The sequence below is a fragment of the Desulfovibrio sp. 3_1_syn3 genome (assembly GCF_000145315.2).
GTDB lineage: Bacteria > Desulfobacterota > Desulfovibrionia > Desulfovibrionales > Desulfovibrionaceae > Desulfovibrio > Desulfovibrio fairfieldensis.
Genome location: NZ_ADDR02000002.1, coordinates 588,484 through 606,395, shown reverse-complemented (window position 1 = coordinate 606,395; position 17,912 = coordinate 588,484). Strand labels below are relative to the sequence as shown.

Annotated in this window: 13 protein-coding genes; 6 read left to right on the top strand and 7 right to left on the bottom strand. The window is 62.3% G+C overall.

The genetic code is table 11. The features are described from left to right. Positions 1–819: 819 nt before the first annotated feature. Positions 820–1,884: an HD-GYP domain-containing protein gene (locus tag HMPREF0326_RS13905; protein ID WP_008685646.1), complete on the bottom strand. Its 1,065-nt coding sequence runs from the start codon at positions 1,882–1,884 to the stop codon at positions 820–822. Positions 1,885–2,057: 173 nt separating this feature from the next. Between HMPREF0326_RS13905 and HMPREF0326_RS13900 the strand changes: the two genes are divergently transcribed. Then, on the top strand, positions 2,058–2,414 hold the full coding sequence (locus HMPREF0326_RS13900) for a helix-turn-helix domain-containing protein (RefSeq protein ID WP_009302111.1): 357 nt from the start codon (positions 2,058–2,060) through the stop codon (positions 2,412–2,414). A 22-nt stretch (positions 2,415–2,436) separates the two neighbouring features. Here the strand turns inward: HMPREF0326_RS13900 and HMPREF0326_RS13895 are convergent, their stop codons facing one another. From HMPREF0326_RS13895 to HMPREF0326_RS13885, 3 genes are all read right to left on the bottom strand, one after another. After that, a complete protein-coding gene (locus HMPREF0326_RS13895) occupies positions 2,437–4,908 on the bottom strand; it encodes an ATP-binding protein (protein ID WP_020990650.1) in 2,472 nt (823 codons plus the stop codon). Positions 4,909–5,538: 630 nt separating this feature from the next. Beyond that, positions 5,539–5,949 (bottom strand): OsmC family protein, encoded by a 411-nt coding sequence (locus tag HMPREF0326_RS13890; RefSeq protein ID WP_008685649.1) that lies wholly within the window; start codon positions 5,947–5,949, stop codon positions 5,539–5,541. A 39-nt stretch (positions 5,950–5,988) separates the two neighbouring features. Then, positions 5,989–6,570 carry a manganese efflux pump MntP gene (locus tag HMPREF0326_RS13885; protein WP_008685650.1) on the bottom strand — a complete coding sequence of 194 codons (582 nt, stop codon included), beginning with the start codon at positions 6,568–6,570 and terminating at the stop codon, positions 5,989–5,991. 123 nt (positions 6,571–6,693) lie between these two features. Here HMPREF0326_RS13885 and HMPREF0326_RS13880 point away from each other — a divergent pair, with 123 nt between their 5' ends. The 3 genes from HMPREF0326_RS13880 to HMPREF0326_RS13870 all read left to right on the top strand — a co-directional run bounded on the left by HMPREF0326_RS13880 (position 6,694) and on the right by HMPREF0326_RS13870 (position 9,645). After that, positions 6,694–7,653, top strand: coding sequence for a hypothetical protein (locus tag HMPREF0326_RS13880; protein ID WP_008685651.1), 960 nt, complete (start codon positions 6,694–6,696; stop codon positions 7,651–7,653). 2 nt (positions 7,654–7,655) lie between these two features. Further along, positions 7,656–9,026, top strand: coding sequence for a hypothetical protein (locus HMPREF0326_RS13875; protein WP_008685652.1), 1,371 nt, complete (start codon positions 7,656–7,658; stop codon positions 9,024–9,026). A 118-nt stretch (positions 9,027–9,144) separates the two neighbouring features. After that, the gene (locus HMPREF0326_RS13870; RefSeq protein ID WP_020990649.1) at positions 9,145–9,645 is read left to right on the top strand and encodes a hypothetical protein; all 501 of its coding nucleotides are present in this window, start codon (positions 9,145–9,147) and stop codon (positions 9,643–9,645) included. A gap of 76 nt (positions 9,646–9,721) precedes the next feature. On the opposite strand, the gene HMPREF0326_RS16400 is transcribed toward HMPREF0326_RS13870, so the two are convergent. The 3 genes from HMPREF0326_RS16400 to tehA all read right to left on the bottom strand — a co-directional run bounded on the left by HMPREF0326_RS16400 (position 9,722) and on the right by tehA (position 13,843). Continuing rightward, positions 9,722–10,174, bottom strand: a complete 453-nt coding sequence (locus HMPREF0326_RS16400) for a hypothetical protein (protein ID WP_008685654.1) — start codon at positions 10,172–10,174, stop codon at positions 9,722–9,724. A gap of 904 nt (positions 10,175–11,078) precedes the next feature. Further along, the gene (gene ilvA, locus HMPREF0326_RS13855) at positions 11,079–12,617 is read right to left on the bottom strand and encodes a threonine ammonia-lyase, biosynthetic (RefSeq protein ID WP_008685655.1); all 1,539 of its coding nucleotides are present in this window, start codon (positions 12,615–12,617) and stop codon (positions 11,079–11,081) included. Between the two features lie 245 nt (positions 12,618–12,862). Continuing rightward, positions 12,863–13,843, bottom strand: coding sequence for a dicarboxylate transporter/tellurite-resistance protein TehA (tehA, locus tag HMPREF0326_RS13850; RefSeq protein ID WP_008685659.1), 981 nt, complete (start codon positions 13,841–13,843; stop codon positions 12,863–12,865). A gap of 414 nt (positions 13,844–14,257) precedes the next feature. Between tehA and HMPREF0326_RS13845 the strand changes: the two genes are divergently transcribed. After that, on the top strand, positions 14,258–15,514 hold the full coding sequence (locus HMPREF0326_RS13845) for an ABC transporter substrate-binding protein (RefSeq protein ID WP_232224955.1): 1,257 nt from the start codon (positions 14,258–14,260) through the stop codon (positions 15,512–15,514). After that, a complete protein-coding gene (locus tag HMPREF0326_RS13840; protein WP_008685664.1) occupies positions 15,511–17,760 on the top strand; it encodes a bifunctional diguanylate cyclase/phosphodiesterase in 2,250 nt (749 codons plus the stop codon). Before HMPREF0326_RS13845 ends, HMPREF0326_RS13840 begins: the two co-directional genes overlap by 4 nt. The last annotated feature ends 152 nt before the right edge of the window (positions 17,761–17,912 follow it).

Sequence of the window (17,912 nt, the reverse complement as noted above, 5' to 3'; positions counted from 1 at the left end):
CGAAATAAAAAAGTCCACAAGTAGAAAATTTTTTCTCTAGAAAAGGTTTAGGGCAAAAGAATTTTTTTTCTAGAAAGAATGCAAACGCCGCCCTGCACAGTTTAATCGGGCACCACATCCCGGAAAATTATAAATCTTTCGCGTTGAAGAAATACTGCGTAAAAATAAAATTTATTCTGTCCCAATATCAAGACGTACAGTAGAATCATAGTTATAAAAGCAAAACGGACAACTATAAATAATAATATATATTTTTATATCCATTTATAATTAAAAAACTTTATTCCCGTAAAATCATTCAAAAATCATCAAAAAGCATCGCCTGCTCGAAGCAACTGCAGGCATAAAAAATAAATATATATTTTATAGCATGGTAACTTATTTTTTTAATTGACAACTATGTATGTAAAAATGTAGATGCGTACCATACTATTACTTTATATACAGAGACATGTGTATATATTTATTCATATTTTTTGCATAAATAAATCAATATAGCATTCACTTATTCATAATAATTGTGTGCACAGATATCTATTGAAAGAGCATATGGACAACGGTCGATCACTTCCCTGCCCGGCTATCAGAGGGAATGGCCCAAATTACGGCAAAAGGCGCGCTCGCTCCGGCGTATAGCGGCGTACGTGGATTGCGCGCGTTTTGGCGGCGAAACGCAGCCGACCGGGCGGGGACGGCAAGGGACTTACAGCGGCGGGCCGATGCGCAAAATCGCTTAGAGCGGTTGACGCATTCCATGCGTGGACTACGAAATGCGAGGAAATGCGAGTGGGCGGGTTTTGCTCGCCGGAAACGAGCACTTCAAGCATTAAATTCCCCAGGTCCGCCCCATTGGCCGCTCAAGGAAAAAACAGTTGTAATACGTCCAGCCTTTTGGGCGCAAAAGGCACCCGGCCCGGCGGCGTTCCCAGAGAAAGAACGCAACGGCTTGACCACGGGCTGCAGGGGGGTATCCGGGCTGTTTCCGACCACCACGGCGCGTCGGCCGTCGGCCGTTTCCACCACGCTGCCCACAGGGTATGCGCCCAGGCAGCGGATAACATGCTCCAGCACGTCCCGGTCAAAAGCGGCGCCGCCCAGGTCGCGCAGACGCGCCAGAGCCAGGTGCGGCGGCAGGGGCGCACTGTGCGGATGAGCACAGATCAGGGCGTCGTAGCTGTCCGCCACGGCGAGGATTTTCCCCGCCAGGCTGATCCGCTCCCCGCTCAGGCCCACGGGATAGCCCGTGCCGTCAACCCGTTCATGGTGCTCCGCAATGCCCCGCAATATTTCCCGGCACCGGACGTTGTGGGCCAGGCAGCCGAGACCCAGCACCGGGTGCTGCCGCAAGGCGTCGACGCCGCCTTCCGCCGGGAGCGTCAAAGGATGCGGGCAGTCGGGAATATCCGGGAGCAGGGCCATGCCCACATCGCAGAACATGGCGGACAGGCCGAGATTCCGCGCCCGTTCCGGCGACAGACCGAGCTGGAGCCCGGCCAGAAGAGCGAGAATGGAGGTGCGCGCGCAGTGGGCGGGCCTGTATTCCCCGTCAAGGTCGCCCATCATGACGCCGAGCAGGGCATTGTAATTCAGGCTCAAAACAGCGGCAGTCTCGTCAAGCAGGGCGCGGGCCCGCTCCAGAGGCGGCTGCCGCGCCGTGTTGAATTCCCGCAGCATGTCGCCGCAAAAGGCGCGCAGGGAATTGAAAACCCGTGAGGCCGCAAAATAGACCTTCTCCAGCGGAAGCCTGGGGGGAATCTTGTCATAGCCCGGTGCGGGAGGCAGGCGGAAATCCTGCGCGGGAAAGCTCTTTTTCAGCACAATGACAACAGTTGTTGATTGTTCACCGCGAAGCGCGGGCGGCCTGACGGCCTCCCGGCTCGGCACGGGGGCTGCTGTCGGAGCCGGACGGGCGAAGAGGCCGCCACGCCGACAATACGCCTTTTGTGCTGTCTTTTTGGCTAATACAGTTTTTAGATATAGTCAATACGTGTTTTAGTGCATTTTTTTTCACGCCTCCAACTGAAAGTATGCGTAAAAAGGATACGCAGGAGGTTCAGGTGTCCCAGGCGACTCGAAAATTAGCCAAACTGGTCGGAACCAACATTCAGGAACGGCGCAAAAAGCTGGGACTGACTCAGGAATGTCTGGCGGAAAAAATCGGCGTGGGCCAGCAGTCGCTTTCGCGTATGGAGCGTGGCGACATCGCCCCCAAACTGGAGCGGCTGCCGGATGTGGCCGCCACCCTGCGCTGCTCCGTGGCGGATCTTTTCCGCGCGTCGGGCGCGGACGACCATGCCCTGACGCGCGCGCTCGAAGACGCCCTGGCCGGTCTCAATATCCACGAAAAGGAATATCTCGTACGAATGACGGGCGATCTGGCAGCCCTGCTGCGGGAGGCCAGAAAGTCGGAATGAGAGGACGGTTCCGGAAGGCGGTTCACGCCTTGAGCCAGCGTTCCAGAACCGCGAACAGGCGGCGCGGATCAATGGGCTTGGTCAGATGGTCGTTCATACCGGCGGCCAGACTTTTTTCCCAGTCCCCGCGCATGGCGTGGGCCGTCATGGCGATGATCGGCAGATCAGCAGGCACGCCCGGCAGGGCGCGGATGCGTCGGGTGGCCTCCAGGCCGTCCATCAGCGGCATCTGAACGTCCATGAGAATCAGGTCATAGCGGTTCGCGGCGGTCTCCCGCACGGCGTCCGCGCCGTTGGCGGCAATGCCCACCTCCAGGCCCGCCTCGGCCAGAATGGCCGTGGCCACTTCCTGATTGATTTCATTATCTTCTACCACCAACACGCGGCGGCCCGCCAGCTGGACGGCGGGCGCGGTCTCCCCGTCCGGCCAGACCGCAGGCGGAATAGCGGCGTCAGGCAGTTTAAAGGGCAGCTCAAAACAAAAAATGCTGCCACGGCCCGGTTCGCTGCTCACGCTGATCTTGCCGCCCATCATTTCCACCAGCTCCTTGCAGATCACCAGGCCCAGGCCCGTGCCGCCGTAGCGCCTGGTGATGGAGGTATCGGTCTGCGTAAAGGGCCGGAAAATACGCGCCACTTCCTCCCGGCTCATGCCGATGCCCGTATCGCGCACCTCAAACAGCGCCAGCAGGCTGTCTTCCCGGCGGTGTCGCGGAGAGACCGATACCGCCACTTCTCCCCTCTCCGTGAACTTCACGGCATTACTGACCAGGTTGATCAGCACCTGGCTCACCCGCAGCGCATCGCCCACCAGCTCTCCAGGCATATCCGGCGACGCCGCGACAGACAGGCGAATGCCCTTTTCCGCGGCGCGCACGCCGGCCACGTTCCGGATGCCGTCCAGCATTTCCGCCAGGGGGAAAGGGGCTGTTTCAACATCGAATTTGCCGGATTCGATTTTAGAAAAATCCAGAATGTCGTTGATGATGTCCAACAGATTGCGGGCCGCCTGCCGGGTTTTGCACAGGTAGTCGCGCTGCTGCTCCGACAGCCCGGTGTTCAGCAGCAGGTGGCACATACCCAGAATAGCGTTCATGGGAGTGCGGATTTCATGGCTCATGCGGGCCAGGAAATCGCTTTTGGCTCTGGTGCCCGCCTCCGCCTCTTCCTTGGCCAGACGCAACGCCCGGTTGAGCTCGCGCCGCCGGATGCTCGCGCCCAGCAGAATGCCCGCCGCGCGCAAGGCTTCCTCTTCCGCGCAATTCCACTCCCGTTCCCGATGGCAGTCGTCAAGGCCGATAAAGCCCCAGACGCCGCCGTCCAGCAAAATGGGCGTCACCAGCAGGGAAAGAATGCCCTGCGGCTCCAGAACTTCCCGCTCTTTCGGGGACATTTCGCGCACCAGACCAGCCACCACCCGGCCCTCGCCGAAGGCTCGCTTCCAGTCGGGCATCGCGTCGTCATAGGAAACATTTCTGACCAGTTCCTTCCGTTGCTGGGGTATCGCGCCGCCGGACCATTCATAGAGCTGGTCGCAGTAGAGACGGCCGTCCTCGCCGACCCGATTGGCCCAGACATAGGCCCTGTCCGCCCTGGCCGCCGTGCCCAGGGCCGCCAGCATCCGGTAGGCCATGCCGCCGATCTCGTCGTTGTCCTCGCCCAGCAGCAGCATCTCGGCGGCATTATTGACCACCCGCAACAGGCTGTTGCTGTGCCGCAGGTCCTCGTTGCGCTTGCGCAGCGCCTCTTCCAGCCGACGGATTTCGCGCAGTTCATAGACATAACTGGCAACATAGCACTCGCCCCGGATTTCCAGCCGCTCCAGCGAGACTTCCACAGGCATGGGATCGCCCGTGATGGTGCAATGGGTCCAGGGGAATTTGGCATGCCCCTCCACGAAAGCCTGCCGCAGTTTCTGCAAAATCGTCGCCTCGGAAAGGCTTCCGTCGTACTGGCGCTCCGGCGAAAGCGCAAAAAAACGTTTCAGAAAACTTTGTTTGTCCGGCAGGCCGAATAAACGGACGGCCGCCTCATTGCAATCCACGACGCGCATATGGGCGTCCCAGAGGCTGTAGGCTATGGGAGCGGCATCCAGGCATTGCCTGAGGCGTTCACTGAGGGATTCGGAGGCATGGGCGCGGAAGGAGGTGACATCGTGCAGCATCAGCCAGCAGCAGAGCTCCCCGGCCACGCGGCGCATGACCAGGCGCAGAAAAAAGAAGCGCTCTTGCGCGCCGCCGCCCATGGCCAGCAGGATTTCAGCCGCCTTTCCGGCCAGGGCGGTTTCCCAGGCGGCATGGAAGCTCTTCCGCTGCGGGCCGTTCAAAGCCGCGCCGAAGAAGCCGCCCACGGGAAAATGGTCCGCGCTGAACGGCGGCGGCAGTTCCGGACCGGCGAAAAGCACGCGCTGTTCCATGTCCAGAATTATCAGAGGGCAGGGAAAAAGACGGAGTACTTCCCCTGTGCCGGAATGCGCGCCGCGCAAAGACGTCATAGTCATCAGCCTTCTCGTAAACCGGTATGAACCGCGCCGCTTAGAGCATTTTCACATTGAAATTGCTCAACGCCGCACACGGTGCGGCACGCCGCGAAGACCGCCCCTGCGGGCCGCCCGCAGGGGCGTGCCTGTAGCCCAAAGGGCGTACAGGCATTGAGAGCAACGCGGCGTGGATTCTGGCGAAGCGACCGAAGGCAGCCCGAAGGGCTGTCCCCGTTGGCGACAACGGAGCCATACGGGGATCGACAGCAACGATAACCACGTTTTTCGCCAGAATGCCAACGTTGAAATTTGTAAAATTTCAAAGTTAATCCGCTCTAGGTTCAGGACTCATTAAAACGCCGCCCGCGAAAAGCTGAATTTTTTCGGACAGCAAGGCGCCAAGGGGAAATTGGGTGAAGCTGTATCTACATACTGCGAGGTCAATTTTTCCTTGGCAACGCCGCTGTACGGAAAAAGGCGGCTTTGCGGCAGGCGCTCTAATGAGGGCTTGAGCCTACGGCGGGTCAGCGGCATTCTTATCCGAGGATCGTCACAGGAAAGGCCCGCTTCCCACTCCGGGCGCGCGACCCGGCCTCATCATCCGGAGGCCGGGTCGCCGTGGGAAAATCAGAGAAAACCCCGCCTCTACTGCCGCCAGATAAAACTGAAGATCTGATCCACGTCCGGATGCAGGCTCAGATGCACGGGGCAGGTTTGCGCGGCGCGTTCTATAACGGTTTTTTCCTTCTGGCTGTAGGGCCGGTCAGGCATGATGAAAACCACCTCCACCCTGCCGATGCGGCGCGGTTCCGTCACCATGGTCTTGGTGATTTCCATTTTCGCGCCGGTCACGTCCACGCCGTGATTCCGGCAGTACAAGCCGATGATGGTCATGGCGCAGGTGCCCAGCGCCGTGGCGCAGAGGTCCGTGGGCGAAAAGGCCTCGCCCTTGCCGTGATTGTCCACCGGAGCGTCGGTGATGATTTTCGTGCCGCTTTGATTATGCGTGCATTCCACGCGCAGATCTCCCAGATACGTGGCGCTGATGGTAGCCATATGCGTTCTCCTTATGGTTGCAGGTCGGCGTAGGATCGTTCAGTCAAAGACGTGATGTTCACGTAAAATATTGCAGGCCACGGCCAGCAGGGTCAAACCGCCGAGCAGTTCGGCCCAGCCGTTCAGGGCGCAGAGCCGGGCCAGGGTTTTGCCCAGATAGACGCCGCAGGCCGTGATCAGCGCGCAGACCGCGCCGATGAGCGCCGCGGGCCCCCAGATGGGCGTTTGCAGCAGGGCGAAGGACAGGCCCACGGCCAGGGCGTCAATGCTGGTGGCAACGCCCAGAATCAGCAGATTGCGCCCGGCGGTGGGGTCCGTGGCGGGACAGGAGGTCTCCCGGTGTTTCAGCGCCGCCAGGCCGGAACGGAGCATGTTGCCGCCCACCCAGGCCAGCAGGCCGAACGCGACCCAGTGGTCCCAGGCCTCCATATAATCGCGCACGGACAGGCCCAGGGCCCAGCCCAGCACGGGCATCAGAAACTGAAATACGCCGAAACAGGCGGCCAACCGGACGTAATGGCTGAGGCGCGGCGCGCGCACGGCGCAGCCCGTGGCCACGGCCACGGCGAAAGCATCCATGGACAGGGCCACGGCCAGCAGAAAAACAGTGTACAAGGGCATGCGTCATCCCATGGCGCGTTGCGGCGCATCCTTACAAATACGGGTAGAAGAGTATAGATAAAGCCTCGTCCGGGAGCAAGCCCGTGCTTGCGGACCGCCCCGTCACAGGGTACAAAACGGCCCATGCATATTCTTCCATCCTGGCTCATCATCTGGCAATGGTGCGGCGGCCTGCTGCTCATCGGCGTGAACGCCGCGGCGGCCCTGCCTCTGATCACGGCGCTGACCTTGCTGATCGGACGGCGCGGCCAGGCCCGCTTCTGCGCTTACGGCGCGGGCCTGCTGGCCCGGCTGGGTTTTGTCCTGTCCTGGCTGGGCCTGCCGGTCATGCTCGGCGGCCTGCTCAGCCTGCTGTACACCCTGCGCGACACGGGCCACGCGCCGGGCGCGCTCTCGCCCTGGGCCCCGGTCATGCTGCCCTACAGCCTCACGCTGCTGCTCTGGCTGACCGGCATGCTCTGGGCCGGGCTGCTCAGCCGCGCCTGCGCCCGCGTGCCCCTGCCCCCGGTCCGCCGCAGGCCGGAAGAGGACCGCTACACGGCGGGCGACGTCAAGGGCCGCCTGTGGCTCTGCGGACTGGCCGGCCTGTGTTTCTTCGCCACCTGGATCAGCCGTTACTGGCCCTTTGCCGCCCTGCCGTCGGGCATGGACCTCGGCCAGGTGGCATCCGTTATCCTTGCCGACGCCCTGCACAACTATTTCATGGCCTTTGCCCCGGCCGGGGCCCTGGCCCTGCTCTTTCTGCTGCGCGCGCGGCGGGACGCGGCCGCCGCCGGTTTCGGCGAGAATGAACTTGAGCGGGCCGCGCGCTGGTGCGCCCTCTGGGCCACGATCGGCTATATCCCCTTCTGCCTGGACCGCTGGGGCCTGGCCCTGGGCTACCTGCTGCGCGGCGCGGTGCCGGACCGGCTTATGCCCCAGATCTACGCCCTGATTCCGCTCACGGCGGCCATCGCCTGCTGGGGCGCGCTGCTGGCCATGCCCAGACCGCTGCGCCGGGCCTGGCTCATCGGCCTGGGACTCATTCTGCTGGCGCTCAGGGAAAGCCTGCCCCATATCCTGCGGCTGGCGGGCCACGGATAGCAATGCCCCGCTCCTCGGAACAGCGCGAACGGCGCGGCCTGTGCCGCGCCCCTGTTCTCTGCCTGACCTGCGGAGTTCTCTGGGGGCTGCTCTGCTGCCTGACCGGCCTTCCTGCGGCGCGGGGCGCGGCGGCCGTGGGAGAACACCATGCGGGACCTGACGCGGCCCTGGCGGAAATGACGGCGGCGGCCCGGCTGCTGGCCGTTCTGGCCCCGGCCCGAAGCCGACCGGACGACAGCGAGGCCCAGCGGGCCTTTATCGCCGCCTTTCCCACGGACCAGGCGGCCTTTGCCGCCGGTATGCGCCTGACCGGCGACGCCCCCCTGGACTGGCTGCTGGGCCTGGCCCAGGCCGACAACCGCGCCCTGCGCCAAGCCGCTCGCCAACGCCTGCGCGCCGTGGACCCCGTGCGGCACATCCGGGCCGCGGACAGCATTTATGCGGCCGTCAACGCCTGGCCCTGCCGGGATTTTCTGGAACTGGCCCGCTCTCCTGACCCGGTTGTCAGCGCGGGCGCGCTGTTGCTGGCCTGGAACATGGCCTGGCCCGAAAAAGGCCGCGCCGCGCTGGACAGCCTGCGGCCCGGCGACGGGCCGGACATCCGCCTGCTCAAGCTGGCCGCCGTCGTGGCCTGGAACGGCGAGGCCGCCGTTCCGGACGCGGCCTGGGAATTTGTGCGCGCCTTCCCGGACGACCCGCGCGATCTGGCCCGCCTGCTGACCCTGGAAAATTCCCTCTGCCGCTCCGAGGACAGCCTGACGCTCAGCCTTTTGCGCGACCTGGCCCGCGACGGCACGCCGGACCTCAAAATGGCGGCCGACGCCAAATGGCGCGGCGCGCGCACCCTGCGCCGGGCCTCCCTGCTGCCGTCCGCGCCGGTGAGCGGCCGCAAACTGGCCCGGGCCCTGCTGCCCCTTTTCGCCGATCCCGACCCCGGCGTCAGCGCCACGGCCATGCTCTATGCCGCGCGCCTGGAAGCCCCCGGCCCCCTGCGGGCCTGGCTGCTCAAACACGCCGACCCGGAGGACACGCCGTTACGCAAGGCGCTCGCGGCCTATTGCCTGGCCCGCTGGAGCCCCCTGGACCAGGAGCGCCAGCAGGCCTTTCTGCGGCAAATGTTCATCAACTGGGAAACCTTCTGGCAAGTGATCCTGTTCGAGGACGTTACGGCGCTGGCCGCGCGCAGTCCCAGCCTGGACTGGGTCTGCCGCCTGAGTCTCGGCAGGGAGAGCGAGGTCCGGCGGGAAGCCAGGGACAATCTGCTGGCCGTGCACCTGGCCTTGGCCAAAGAACGCAAGGAAGGCCGCCTGGACGCCCACAAAAACCAGGTGGATCGCCTCATTTTCGCGGCCATCGCCCAGTGGGCCGAATAGGCGGGGGCGTCTGCTTTCACAGCCTCTGACCGCCGGGCTTGCCCCCCGGCTTCTCAGCGTTTATCCTGGCGTTCAGGGCCTGCCCCGTTTTTCCCCATTGCTGCCACGGAGGGACCATATGGCGCGCTGTCTTCTTACATTTTTGCTTCTGCTCTGCTGCGCAGGCGCGGCCCAGGCCGAAAACCGCGTTTTCGCCCAGTTCAGCGCGGACCTGCCGGAAGGCTGGGACGGCCAGGAGCGCACGGCCTTCAGCAGCGGCAGCCAGGACGAATACATGCTGGTGCTGGGCAAACAGGACCGGGAGCAGGAGCGCTTTCTGGCCCAGGTCAGCATCTATCTGCTGCCCAACACGCCCAAGGCCACGGCCGAGGACTTCGCCCGCAAGATGACCGAATTGCAGGGCGACGCCTCCGAGCCGCGCAAGGAAGGCCTGTTCTGGACCTTCACCGGCGTGCCCCGCAACCAGACCGTCAAAGGCCGGGCCGTCACCATGGTCAATACCACGCCGGAGCGGATTCTGATCATCATCTCCCAGGACCCCGAGAGGATCGGCGCGGACAAGGTTGTGGCCGGACTCAGCGGCGTGACGCCCGAGGCCAAGGCCCTGCTGGGAAGATAGGGCAAAGTAACTTTTCAAAGGTAATCCGCTCTGGAAACAGCCCCCGGCCGTTTCCGACCGGGGGCTTCTTGAAAGATTACGGGCGTACCCTTTCCACCCTGTCGTAGACGTTCCGCATCCGCAGCACCAGGCTGCACGTCTGCTCAAGAAGGCATCCCAGGCTGGCGATGGCGTCCCCTTTCACGCGCACGTCATGGTGCGTGCTTTTCATTATTTTGACCACGCCCGCCAGCAGCATATAGGTTCGGGCCAGAAGGCCGCGAAAGTCTTCCGCGTGGTAGTGTTCCAGCAGTTTGCGCTCGTGCTGCACCGCTCCCGGTGAAAAATAATAGCAGCGGGTTTCGCCGGGCGAGTCCGGGCTCGGGCGCGCGGCGGGCGCGCAGCCGCCTTGTCCCGCCGGTTCATATACGGCGAGCAGGGCACGGGCGGCGTTCTGGAACTGTTCGATCCGTTCCGCCAGTTCGGAAGGGCGTTGAGGGGGAGGCGTTGACGATTGGGGCTGTGGAGCGGCGCTCTGATGATGGGACATTGTAACTCCTTCGGCAAGGCAAAAGAAAAGCCAAAGACTTTCGGGATCGGCAAACCGCCTGCGAAGGTGTTTTCAAGCACCGTATGCGAAATAAAGAGCACAGCTCGTGACACGAGTCAAGGAGTCAGAGGAAATGCAAGGGCATTCCGTTCTTCGCTCGTAGGCAGAATTATTCTTTATTTATAGGGTATTACCTTATAAGGGTACTTGTTCTATGGGCTTGTCATACGGATGAGGAATTTCGAACCCTGCGGGCACGGGTGCTTACGGCGTGCGCCGTTTTGGCCGCCTCCCCGGCGCGGGGCAGGGGGCCGGGGACGGCTGTCCCCAGGCCCCCTACAACCCCCTGCCCCTGCTGTACGTCGTAGCGCGTTGACGCGGCGTCCCACGGGTCTTGCTCGCGTGGCTCGCTGCGCCCCGAAATCGCCGCGTGTCAACGTTCAACGGCTGAACATCTCCTTCTCAACCACCATCAGCGGATGGCATTGCGCGGCGCGGAGGGAGGCTTCAGCCGTTGGCGAGCTTGCGAGCCGTACGGATAAGACAGCAACGATAGGCGGCCCAAACGCCGGGAGGCGTAAAGACACTGTGCCCGCAGGGCAGCAAGAAACGTCGCCTGTGCGACAAGCCCACTAAAACAATTATCTTTAAGAAAGGTAACCTACTCTAAAGACACAATTCCTCTGCCTACAAGCGGAGAACAGAATGACCTTGAGGGAATGGTACAGGGTGTGGCCTCAGAGCGGCACTCTGGAAGCGGCGAGGCATACGGCTGGGCCATGCCGGGTGTTCACAACCGCCCACGAGCGGCTTGCGGCCTTTAGACTTTCGGCCTGGACATAACCGCAACACCCGGCAATAGAGCGTAGAAATGACTTGGGAACGACAAAACTGACGCCCCCCTCTAGGCGTCGTGCCAGCCCAGAAACATCTTGTAGGCCGGGTTGTCCGACTCATCCACATGCGGGTAGCCCATGCGCTCCACCCGAGCCAAAAAGTCCTCAAAAGCCTCTCTCTGCTCATCGGGCACGTCAAAGCCCATCAGCACCCGGCCGAAGTCGGCCCCGTGATAGCGGTACTGGAACAGGGTGATGTTGAATTCCACGCGCATGGCGTCAATAAGGTCCAGCAAGGCGCCGGGCCGCTCGGGGAAGGCAAAGCGCAGCAGGCGCTCATTGCCGACCTGCGGGGCATTGCCGCCCACCATATGCCGCAGATGCAGCTTGGCAAGCTCGTTGTCGCTGAGATCAATGACCGTAAAGCCCTGCTCGCGCAGATCGGCCAGCACCTCGGCCACGTCGCCCTTGCCCTGAATCTTGATGCCCACCAGCACGCGCGCCCTTTCCGGGTCCGCGAAGCGGGTGCACAGCTCGGTGATGCTGCGCTTGCCGATGGCCGTGCAGAGCCGCCGGAAGCTGCCCATCTGTTCCGGAATGGTCACGGCCAGCAGGGCTTCGCGTTCCGCGCCGATTTCAGAGCGGTCCACCACATGGCCGAGGCGGTCGAAATTCATGTTCGCGCCGCTGACAATGGCGACCAGGGTGGCGTCCTTGACCCCGCCGTTGGCGGCATAGGCCCGCAGACCGGCCAGGGACAAGGCCCCGGCGGGCTCGGCCACCACGCGGGTGTCTTCAAAAATGTCCTTGATGGCCCCGCAGATGGCATCCGTATCCACAGTGATGATGTCGTCCAGCAGATCGCGGCAGAGAGCAAAAGTCTCCTCGCCCACCAGCTTCACGGCCACGCCGTCGGCAAACAGGCCCACGTCGCTGAGCTCCACCGGATACCCGGCCATGATCGAGCGGCGCATGGCGTCGGAATCCACGGGCTCCACGCCGATGACCCGGATTTCCGGGCGCAGGTGCTTGATGTAGGCGGCCACTCCGGCGGCCATGCCGCCGCCGCCGATGGGCACGAAGACCGCGTGGATCTCGCCCGGATGCTGGCGCAGAATTTCCATGCCGATGGTGCCCTGCCCGGCGATCACGTCCGGGTCCTCGAAGGGAGGAATGAACACCGCGCCGCTCTGGCCGATCAGATCCTGGGTGTGCCGCCAGGCGTCGCTGAAGGACTCGCCGGAAAGCACCACCTGCCCGCCCAGGCGCCGCACGGCCGAAATCTTGATGGCCGGGGTGGTCACGGGCATGACGATGGTGGCTTCGCAGCCCAGGCGCTGGGCCGACAGGGCCACGCCCTGGGCGTGATTGCCCGCCGAGGCGGCGATGACGCCACGCCGCAGTTCCTCGGGCGAAAGGCGGGCCATCTTGTTGTATGCGCCGCGCAGCTTGAAGGAAAAGACCGGCTGCAAGTCCTCGCGTTTGAGCAGCACTTTGTTGCCCAGCCGCCGCGACAGGCTCACGGCCTCGTCCAGGGGCGTTTCCACCGCCACGTCATAGACGCGGCTCAACAGGATGCGGTTCAGATACTCGCTGTGATCGTGCATGGATATATCCTTGACTTGGGATGCGCCGCGCCGAAGGGCCGGAATCCCGCGCCGGAGTGCGGCGCGCCGGGTCGTGCGCGTAATCTTTGTTGTGTACACCCGGCGCGCGCGCTTCTCAAGTCTCAAGAACGCATCGCGCAAGCCGGGTATATCTTATTTAGATGTCAGGCACTGTTATTCGCCGTGAACGACACAAGAAAGCCGCTACACGACAGGCGGGCAAAAAGGCATAACGGCAACAGACCCTAGCGAGGCCGGGGCAGCAAAAACCTGCCCTGGACGATACGGATCAGGGTGCCGATGATCAAAAGCCCGATAACCAGATTGGAAAAAATAAAGATCGGCCAGCTCAGCAGCGAAATGGGACTGGTCGGATCGTGCGCCAGAAAACGCAGCGCGGACGCGGACAAGGCGGAAATGCCGAAGGAGAAGCTCCAGAAGGAGGGGGAAAAGGGCTGCTCAAAGGTCCAGACCAGAAGCCGGGCCAGGAAGATCAGTTGCAGGAGGCCATAGCCGAAGAGCACCTGGGCGAAAATGTCCGCCACCCCGCCGTTGACCGAAAGATAGGCCGTACAGGCCACCAGGGGCGGCGCGAGCTGGATGCCGATGGTCGGGCGCACCGGCTTGGGCAGTTCGCCCATGGTGCGCAGGCGCGCGAGAATCACCGGCTCCAGGCTGAGCCAGGAAAAAATGCCCGCGCCCAGAAAGAGAAAGCCCCAATGGCCGTAGCCCAGGCTGCCCAGGGCAATGGCGCTGATCAGGTTGCTGGCCACCGTGGGCAGATAGACGCCCGGCGTGGTGGCCTCGGGCGTATGCTGCCCCCGCCACAGCCCGGCGCTGCGGTAGGCGGCAAAGGCCAGTTGGCCCACCGTGCCCAGCACGATCAGCCAGAAGGCCAGCGGGCGGGCATACGGAGCCACGGCCACGCCCACCAGCATGGTGGTGCCGGGAAACAGGCTGATGAAACAGCACTGAATGGCGTCACGCACCTCGGCCAGCGCCGCCGCCCGGCGGAACAGCCATTTATAGATGAACACGCAGGTAAGAGCCAGCCAGACGGCCACCCCCAGCGCCATCAGGCTTTCGCCCACAACAGCGGGCAAGGCCCAGTGCTGCGCGGCGAAACGCCAAGCCGAGCCCATGCCGATGATGCCCAGTACCATGCCGAAATACGCGACCGGGATGGGGAAATACCCGTCCAGCGGCGCAAGCGCCCGTTCCGCCATACTTGCCTCCCACTAATACCAAATAAAAATTATCCTTTCTGATAAGCCAGCCGCCGGGTTATGGCAAGACGGACGAAAATGGCAGTACAACGGTGGACGCTGTCGTTCATACGCCCGGCAGAAAAAAACGGCCGCCACAGGCGGAACAGAATGCCCTGCCGCAGGACTTGACTTCGAACAAATGCTTGCATCAGGCGTCCGTTAAGGATAATAGAAGCCGATCCTCATATATCGGAATTTCTCCATTTATCGTAGATTTATGCAAAATCGTTACTTATTTTTTTGCAATTCTGGAAATCATGACCGTCTATTCAGAATGCACGGCCCGCCATACTTTTCGGAGAAAAGGTAATGCGCGGACGGCATAACTTTTTTCCTGACACTGCCAAGCCCGGCCCGCACAGGATAGCGCTTGTGCTGCTCATCGCGTTGAGCTCTTTTTTCCTGTCCGGCTTTCTGTTTCACGTGGGCAACAGAAATATGGAGTATGACGACGCCCTGACGCAGAAAACGTTGATCACCTTTCTCGGAATTCAGTACGACGCTGAAAATCAGGCCTGCATCGAACAGATTCTGAACGGCTACAGCACGGCGCACAATGATATGCTCGTCAGCTATGAGGGCGTAACGCTCAACGCCTATTCCCAGCTGCTCAATCAACGCCTCAAAAAAGATGACAGCGTGGACGACGTCTTCATGCTGCCGCCGGACTGCCTGCGGCCCTATCAAAGCCGGGGGCGGCTTGCGGACCTGTCCGGCCTGCCCGCGCTCTCCGCTTACCGTCCGGAGGTGCTTGAACAAATGCAGGTGGACGGTCGCGCCTATATCGCCACAACCAGCCTGGGCGCCCGAGGCCTGTTCGCCAATCTGGACCTGCTGGCCCGATACGGCGTGAGCACGCCCCGGAACGGCAAGGCCTTTCTGGCGGCCTGCGAAACCTTCCGCGCCCAGGGCATTACCCCTATCAGCGCCGACAGGGAAGCTCTGAAAATCGTTCTGACCGCCGTGAGCCTGACGCCGCCCGGCGGCCCCATGCGGAAAAACACCGCCGCCTTTCCCGCCGCGCTCAACGCCTCCCCGGACCGCCTGGAGCAGGCCGTAAGCAAAGCTTTCAGCCTTCTGGCCCTGCTGCGGGACAAGGGCTACATCTGTATGGAGGACGTCAGGGGAATCGGCCCTATCTATCCCGGCGGGCTGTTTTGCGGCGGCAGGCGCCCCTTCATGATCGGCGGCGCATGGCTTTCCTCCGGTCTCGCCCAGGCGCGGCTCGGATTTCAGTTCAAGGTCTTCCCCCTGCCGCTGGGAGAAGACGCGCCCGTGACGGTACTGAGCCTGGACACGCCGCTTGCCGTCAGCGCGTCAAGCCCGCAGATTCCGCAGGCCGTGCAGTTGGTGGCGTATCTGACCAGCCCCGACAGCATCCGGCGCTATGTCGACGCACAAGGCCTTCTCAGCCCTTTGCGCGACGCGCCCCCACCGGCTGACGCGGCGATCAGGCCGCTGGCCGAGAGTCTGCGCGCCGGGAATGTGGTCTTCAAATCAGACATCCGCCTGGCATGGCCGCTCCAGGACGGCCTGGAGGCGGGCCTGGACGTATTCCTGTCCGGCGGCGGCGCCGGGGAGGCGACGGCCGAAACCATGCGGACGCTCCGCCGGGGACGTTCCGAATGATCAGCCCCAAAAAGCAGAACATCTTTATCGCCGCCGCCCTGGCGCTGCTTTTCACGCTGTTCTGCGCCGCGGCGCTGAACTTCATGAGCTTCGTCCAGCAATCCCTGTGGGACAACGCCGTCAAGCACGTCATGGAAAGCACCGCGCGGGGCGCCAGCGCCCTGCAGCGCAACGCCGTCAAAGATCTGGAACTGCTGCGCATGCTGGCCCTGGACCTGGAGCAGGGCAAGTCCTCCGACGAGCAACGGATCATCGGCAAGCTGCAAACCTACCTCTCCGGCACGGGCAACCTCGCGGCTCTGATCTTCGAGAACGGCACGGGCTATACGGATACCGGGCTGGCCGTCACCCTCACCCCCGAGGAAAGGAAACTTGTCCAGGACCTGAAAAAACAAGGCGGCATACTTCCCCCATACCACAACCGGGGCACCGGGCGGCGCACGTTTACCATCTACGCGCCGGTGGAGTTTGCCGACGGACGCAGGGCCAACCTGTTCAAGGGCTACAACGTGGAAAGCCTGTACGCGGCATACGCGCTTTCATTCTACAACAACACGGGATTCGCCTATGTGACCCTGCCCGGCGGCGAAATCATCATGCGGTCGCTGCATCCGGCCAGCAATAAAACCTTTACCAGCCTCTTCGACATCATCAACGGAAACGGCAACCAGCCCGAGGTCATTGAATCCTTCCGCGACTCCCTGAGAAACGGCAAAACCGGCGTGGCCGTGTTCAACGACGCCGACGGCGAAAACGTCTTCTGCTACGTCCCCATGCCGGATCTGGAAGGCTGGTATCTCGTCTCGATCATCCCCAATGCGGTGATCATGAAAGAGGCCAACGCAATCATCCTGCGGACGCTGTTCCTCTGCGGGCTGCTTTTCGCCGGTTTGCTCGCGGTCTTTTTCATCTACCGCCGCCTTAAGCGCGGCTATCAGCGGGAAATCCGCGCCCTGGCCTTTACGGACACGCTCACCGGCATCCGGAACTTCGCCAAATTCAAAATCGACGGCGACACGCTGTTGCAGACCCCTGGCGCGCCGCGCTATGCCGTGCTTGCCCTTGACATCCTGAACTTCCAGGTCGTCAACGAGGTGTTGGGCTACAATATCGGAGATGCGCTGCTGCAACGCCTCGCCCTCCTCCTGGGCGAGTCGGCCCGCCCCGGCGCGCTCACGGCGCGCGTGAGCGGGGATCATTTCGTGGTTCTGCTTCCCTACGACAAAAAGCAGGAACTGACGGCCTATTGCGACGCGCTGCTGCGTGCGCTCAATGGATACGTGCGTTCCCAGGCCGGGAGCTACCATATAGAGCTGCGCACGGGCATCTGCTGCGCGGAGGACGGCGACGCGGCCACCGGCATCAACGATCTGCTGGACCGCGCCAATATCGCCCTCAAGGCCATCAAGGCCAAGGGCGCGCCGCCCTGGAACTTCTATGATTCCGGCATGCGCGTCAGGATCCTGCGCGAAAAGGAACTGGAAATGCGCATGGGCCAAGCCCTGCGCGACGAAGAATTCCAGGTTCACATCCAGCCCAAATACCGCCTGGACAGCCTGGAGCTGGCCGGAGGGGAGGCGCTGGTGCGCTGGCAGAGCCCGGACCACGGTTTTCTGCCGCCCGCCGAATTCATCCCCCTGTTTGAAAAAAACCGTTTTATCATCCAGCTGGATCAATACGTGTTCACAACCGTCTGCCGCCTGCTGCGGCAATGGCTGGACGCCGGTCTGGCCCCCTGTCCCCTGGCCGTGAACGTTTCACGGGTGCAGTTTTATACCCTGGGCTTTGTGGAAACCTACATCGGCATCAAGAAACAGTACGACATCCCCGACGGCCTGCTGGAGCTGGAATTCACGGAAAGCATCTTCATCGAGAACGTGGAACTGCTGCGTACCGCTGTCCAGGAGCTGCGCCAGGCGGGCTTTTCCTGCGCCATTGATGATTTCGGGGCCGGGTATTCCTCGCTCAACATTCTCAAGGACCTGCCCGTGGACGTGCTCAAACTGGACGGCGCCTTCTTCCGCTCGCTCAAGTCCAACGGCCGCGACAAGGTCGTGATCCAGAACATCGTGCACATGGCCGGTGAGCTGCAGATGGCTACCGTGGCCGAAGGCGTGGAAACCCTGGAGCAGGTGAACTTCCTCAAGGACACCAACTGCGATATGGTGCAGGGCTATGTCTTTGCCCGGCCCATGCCCGCCGAAAAATTCACCGAGCGCCTGCGCAATCCCGGCGACACATGCTGAGCTTTCTCCGCACCTGGGCATTTACCACGTGAAGTGCTCTGACATACGCATCCCGTACCGCCATCCGCAACGTGCCGGGCATTCCGGCACGCGTAACGCAACGCGCCCCCTGTCCGGCGTGCGGCCGGAGCAAGGGGCGCGATTCGAGCGTC

Coding starts and splice junctions, on each gene's coding strand:
- HMPREF0326_RS13875 (WP_008685652.1), top strand. CDS start 7,656: ATGCCCCGCTCCTCGGAACAGCGCGAACGGCGCGGCCTGTGCCGCGCC.
- tehA (WP_008685659.1), bottom strand. CDS start 13,843: ATGGCGGAACGGGCGCTTGCGCCGCTGGACGGGTATTTCCCCATCCCG.
- HMPREF0326_RS13870 (WP_020990649.1), top strand. CDS start 9,145: ATGGCGCGCTGTCTTCTTACATTTTTGCTTCTGCTCTGCTGCGCAGGC.
- HMPREF0326_RS13890 (WP_008685649.1), bottom strand. CDS start 5,949: ATGGCTACCATCAGCGCCACGTATCTGGGAGATCTGCGCGTGGAATGC.
- HMPREF0326_RS13885 (WP_008685650.1), bottom strand. CDS start 6,570: ATGCCCTTGTACACTGTTTTTCTGCTGGCCGTGGCCCTGTCCATGGAT.
- ilvA (WP_008685655.1), bottom strand. CDS start 12,617: ATGCACGATCACAGCGAGTATCTGAACCGCATCCTGTTGAGCCGCGTC.
- HMPREF0326_RS16400 (WP_008685654.1), bottom strand. CDS start 10,174: ATGTCCCATCATCAGAGCGCCGCTCCACAGCCCCAATCGTCAACGCCT.
- HMPREF0326_RS13880 (WP_008685651.1), top strand. CDS start 6,694: ATGCATATTCTTCCATCCTGGCTCATCATCTGGCAATGGTGCGGCGGC.
- HMPREF0326_RS13895 (WP_020990650.1), bottom strand. CDS start 4,908: ATGACGTCTTTGCGCGGCGCGCATTCCGGCACAGGGGAAGTACTCCGT.
- HMPREF0326_RS13840 (WP_008685664.1), top strand. CDS start 15,511: ATGATCAGCCCCAAAAAGCAGAACATCTTTATCGCCGCCGCCCTGGCG.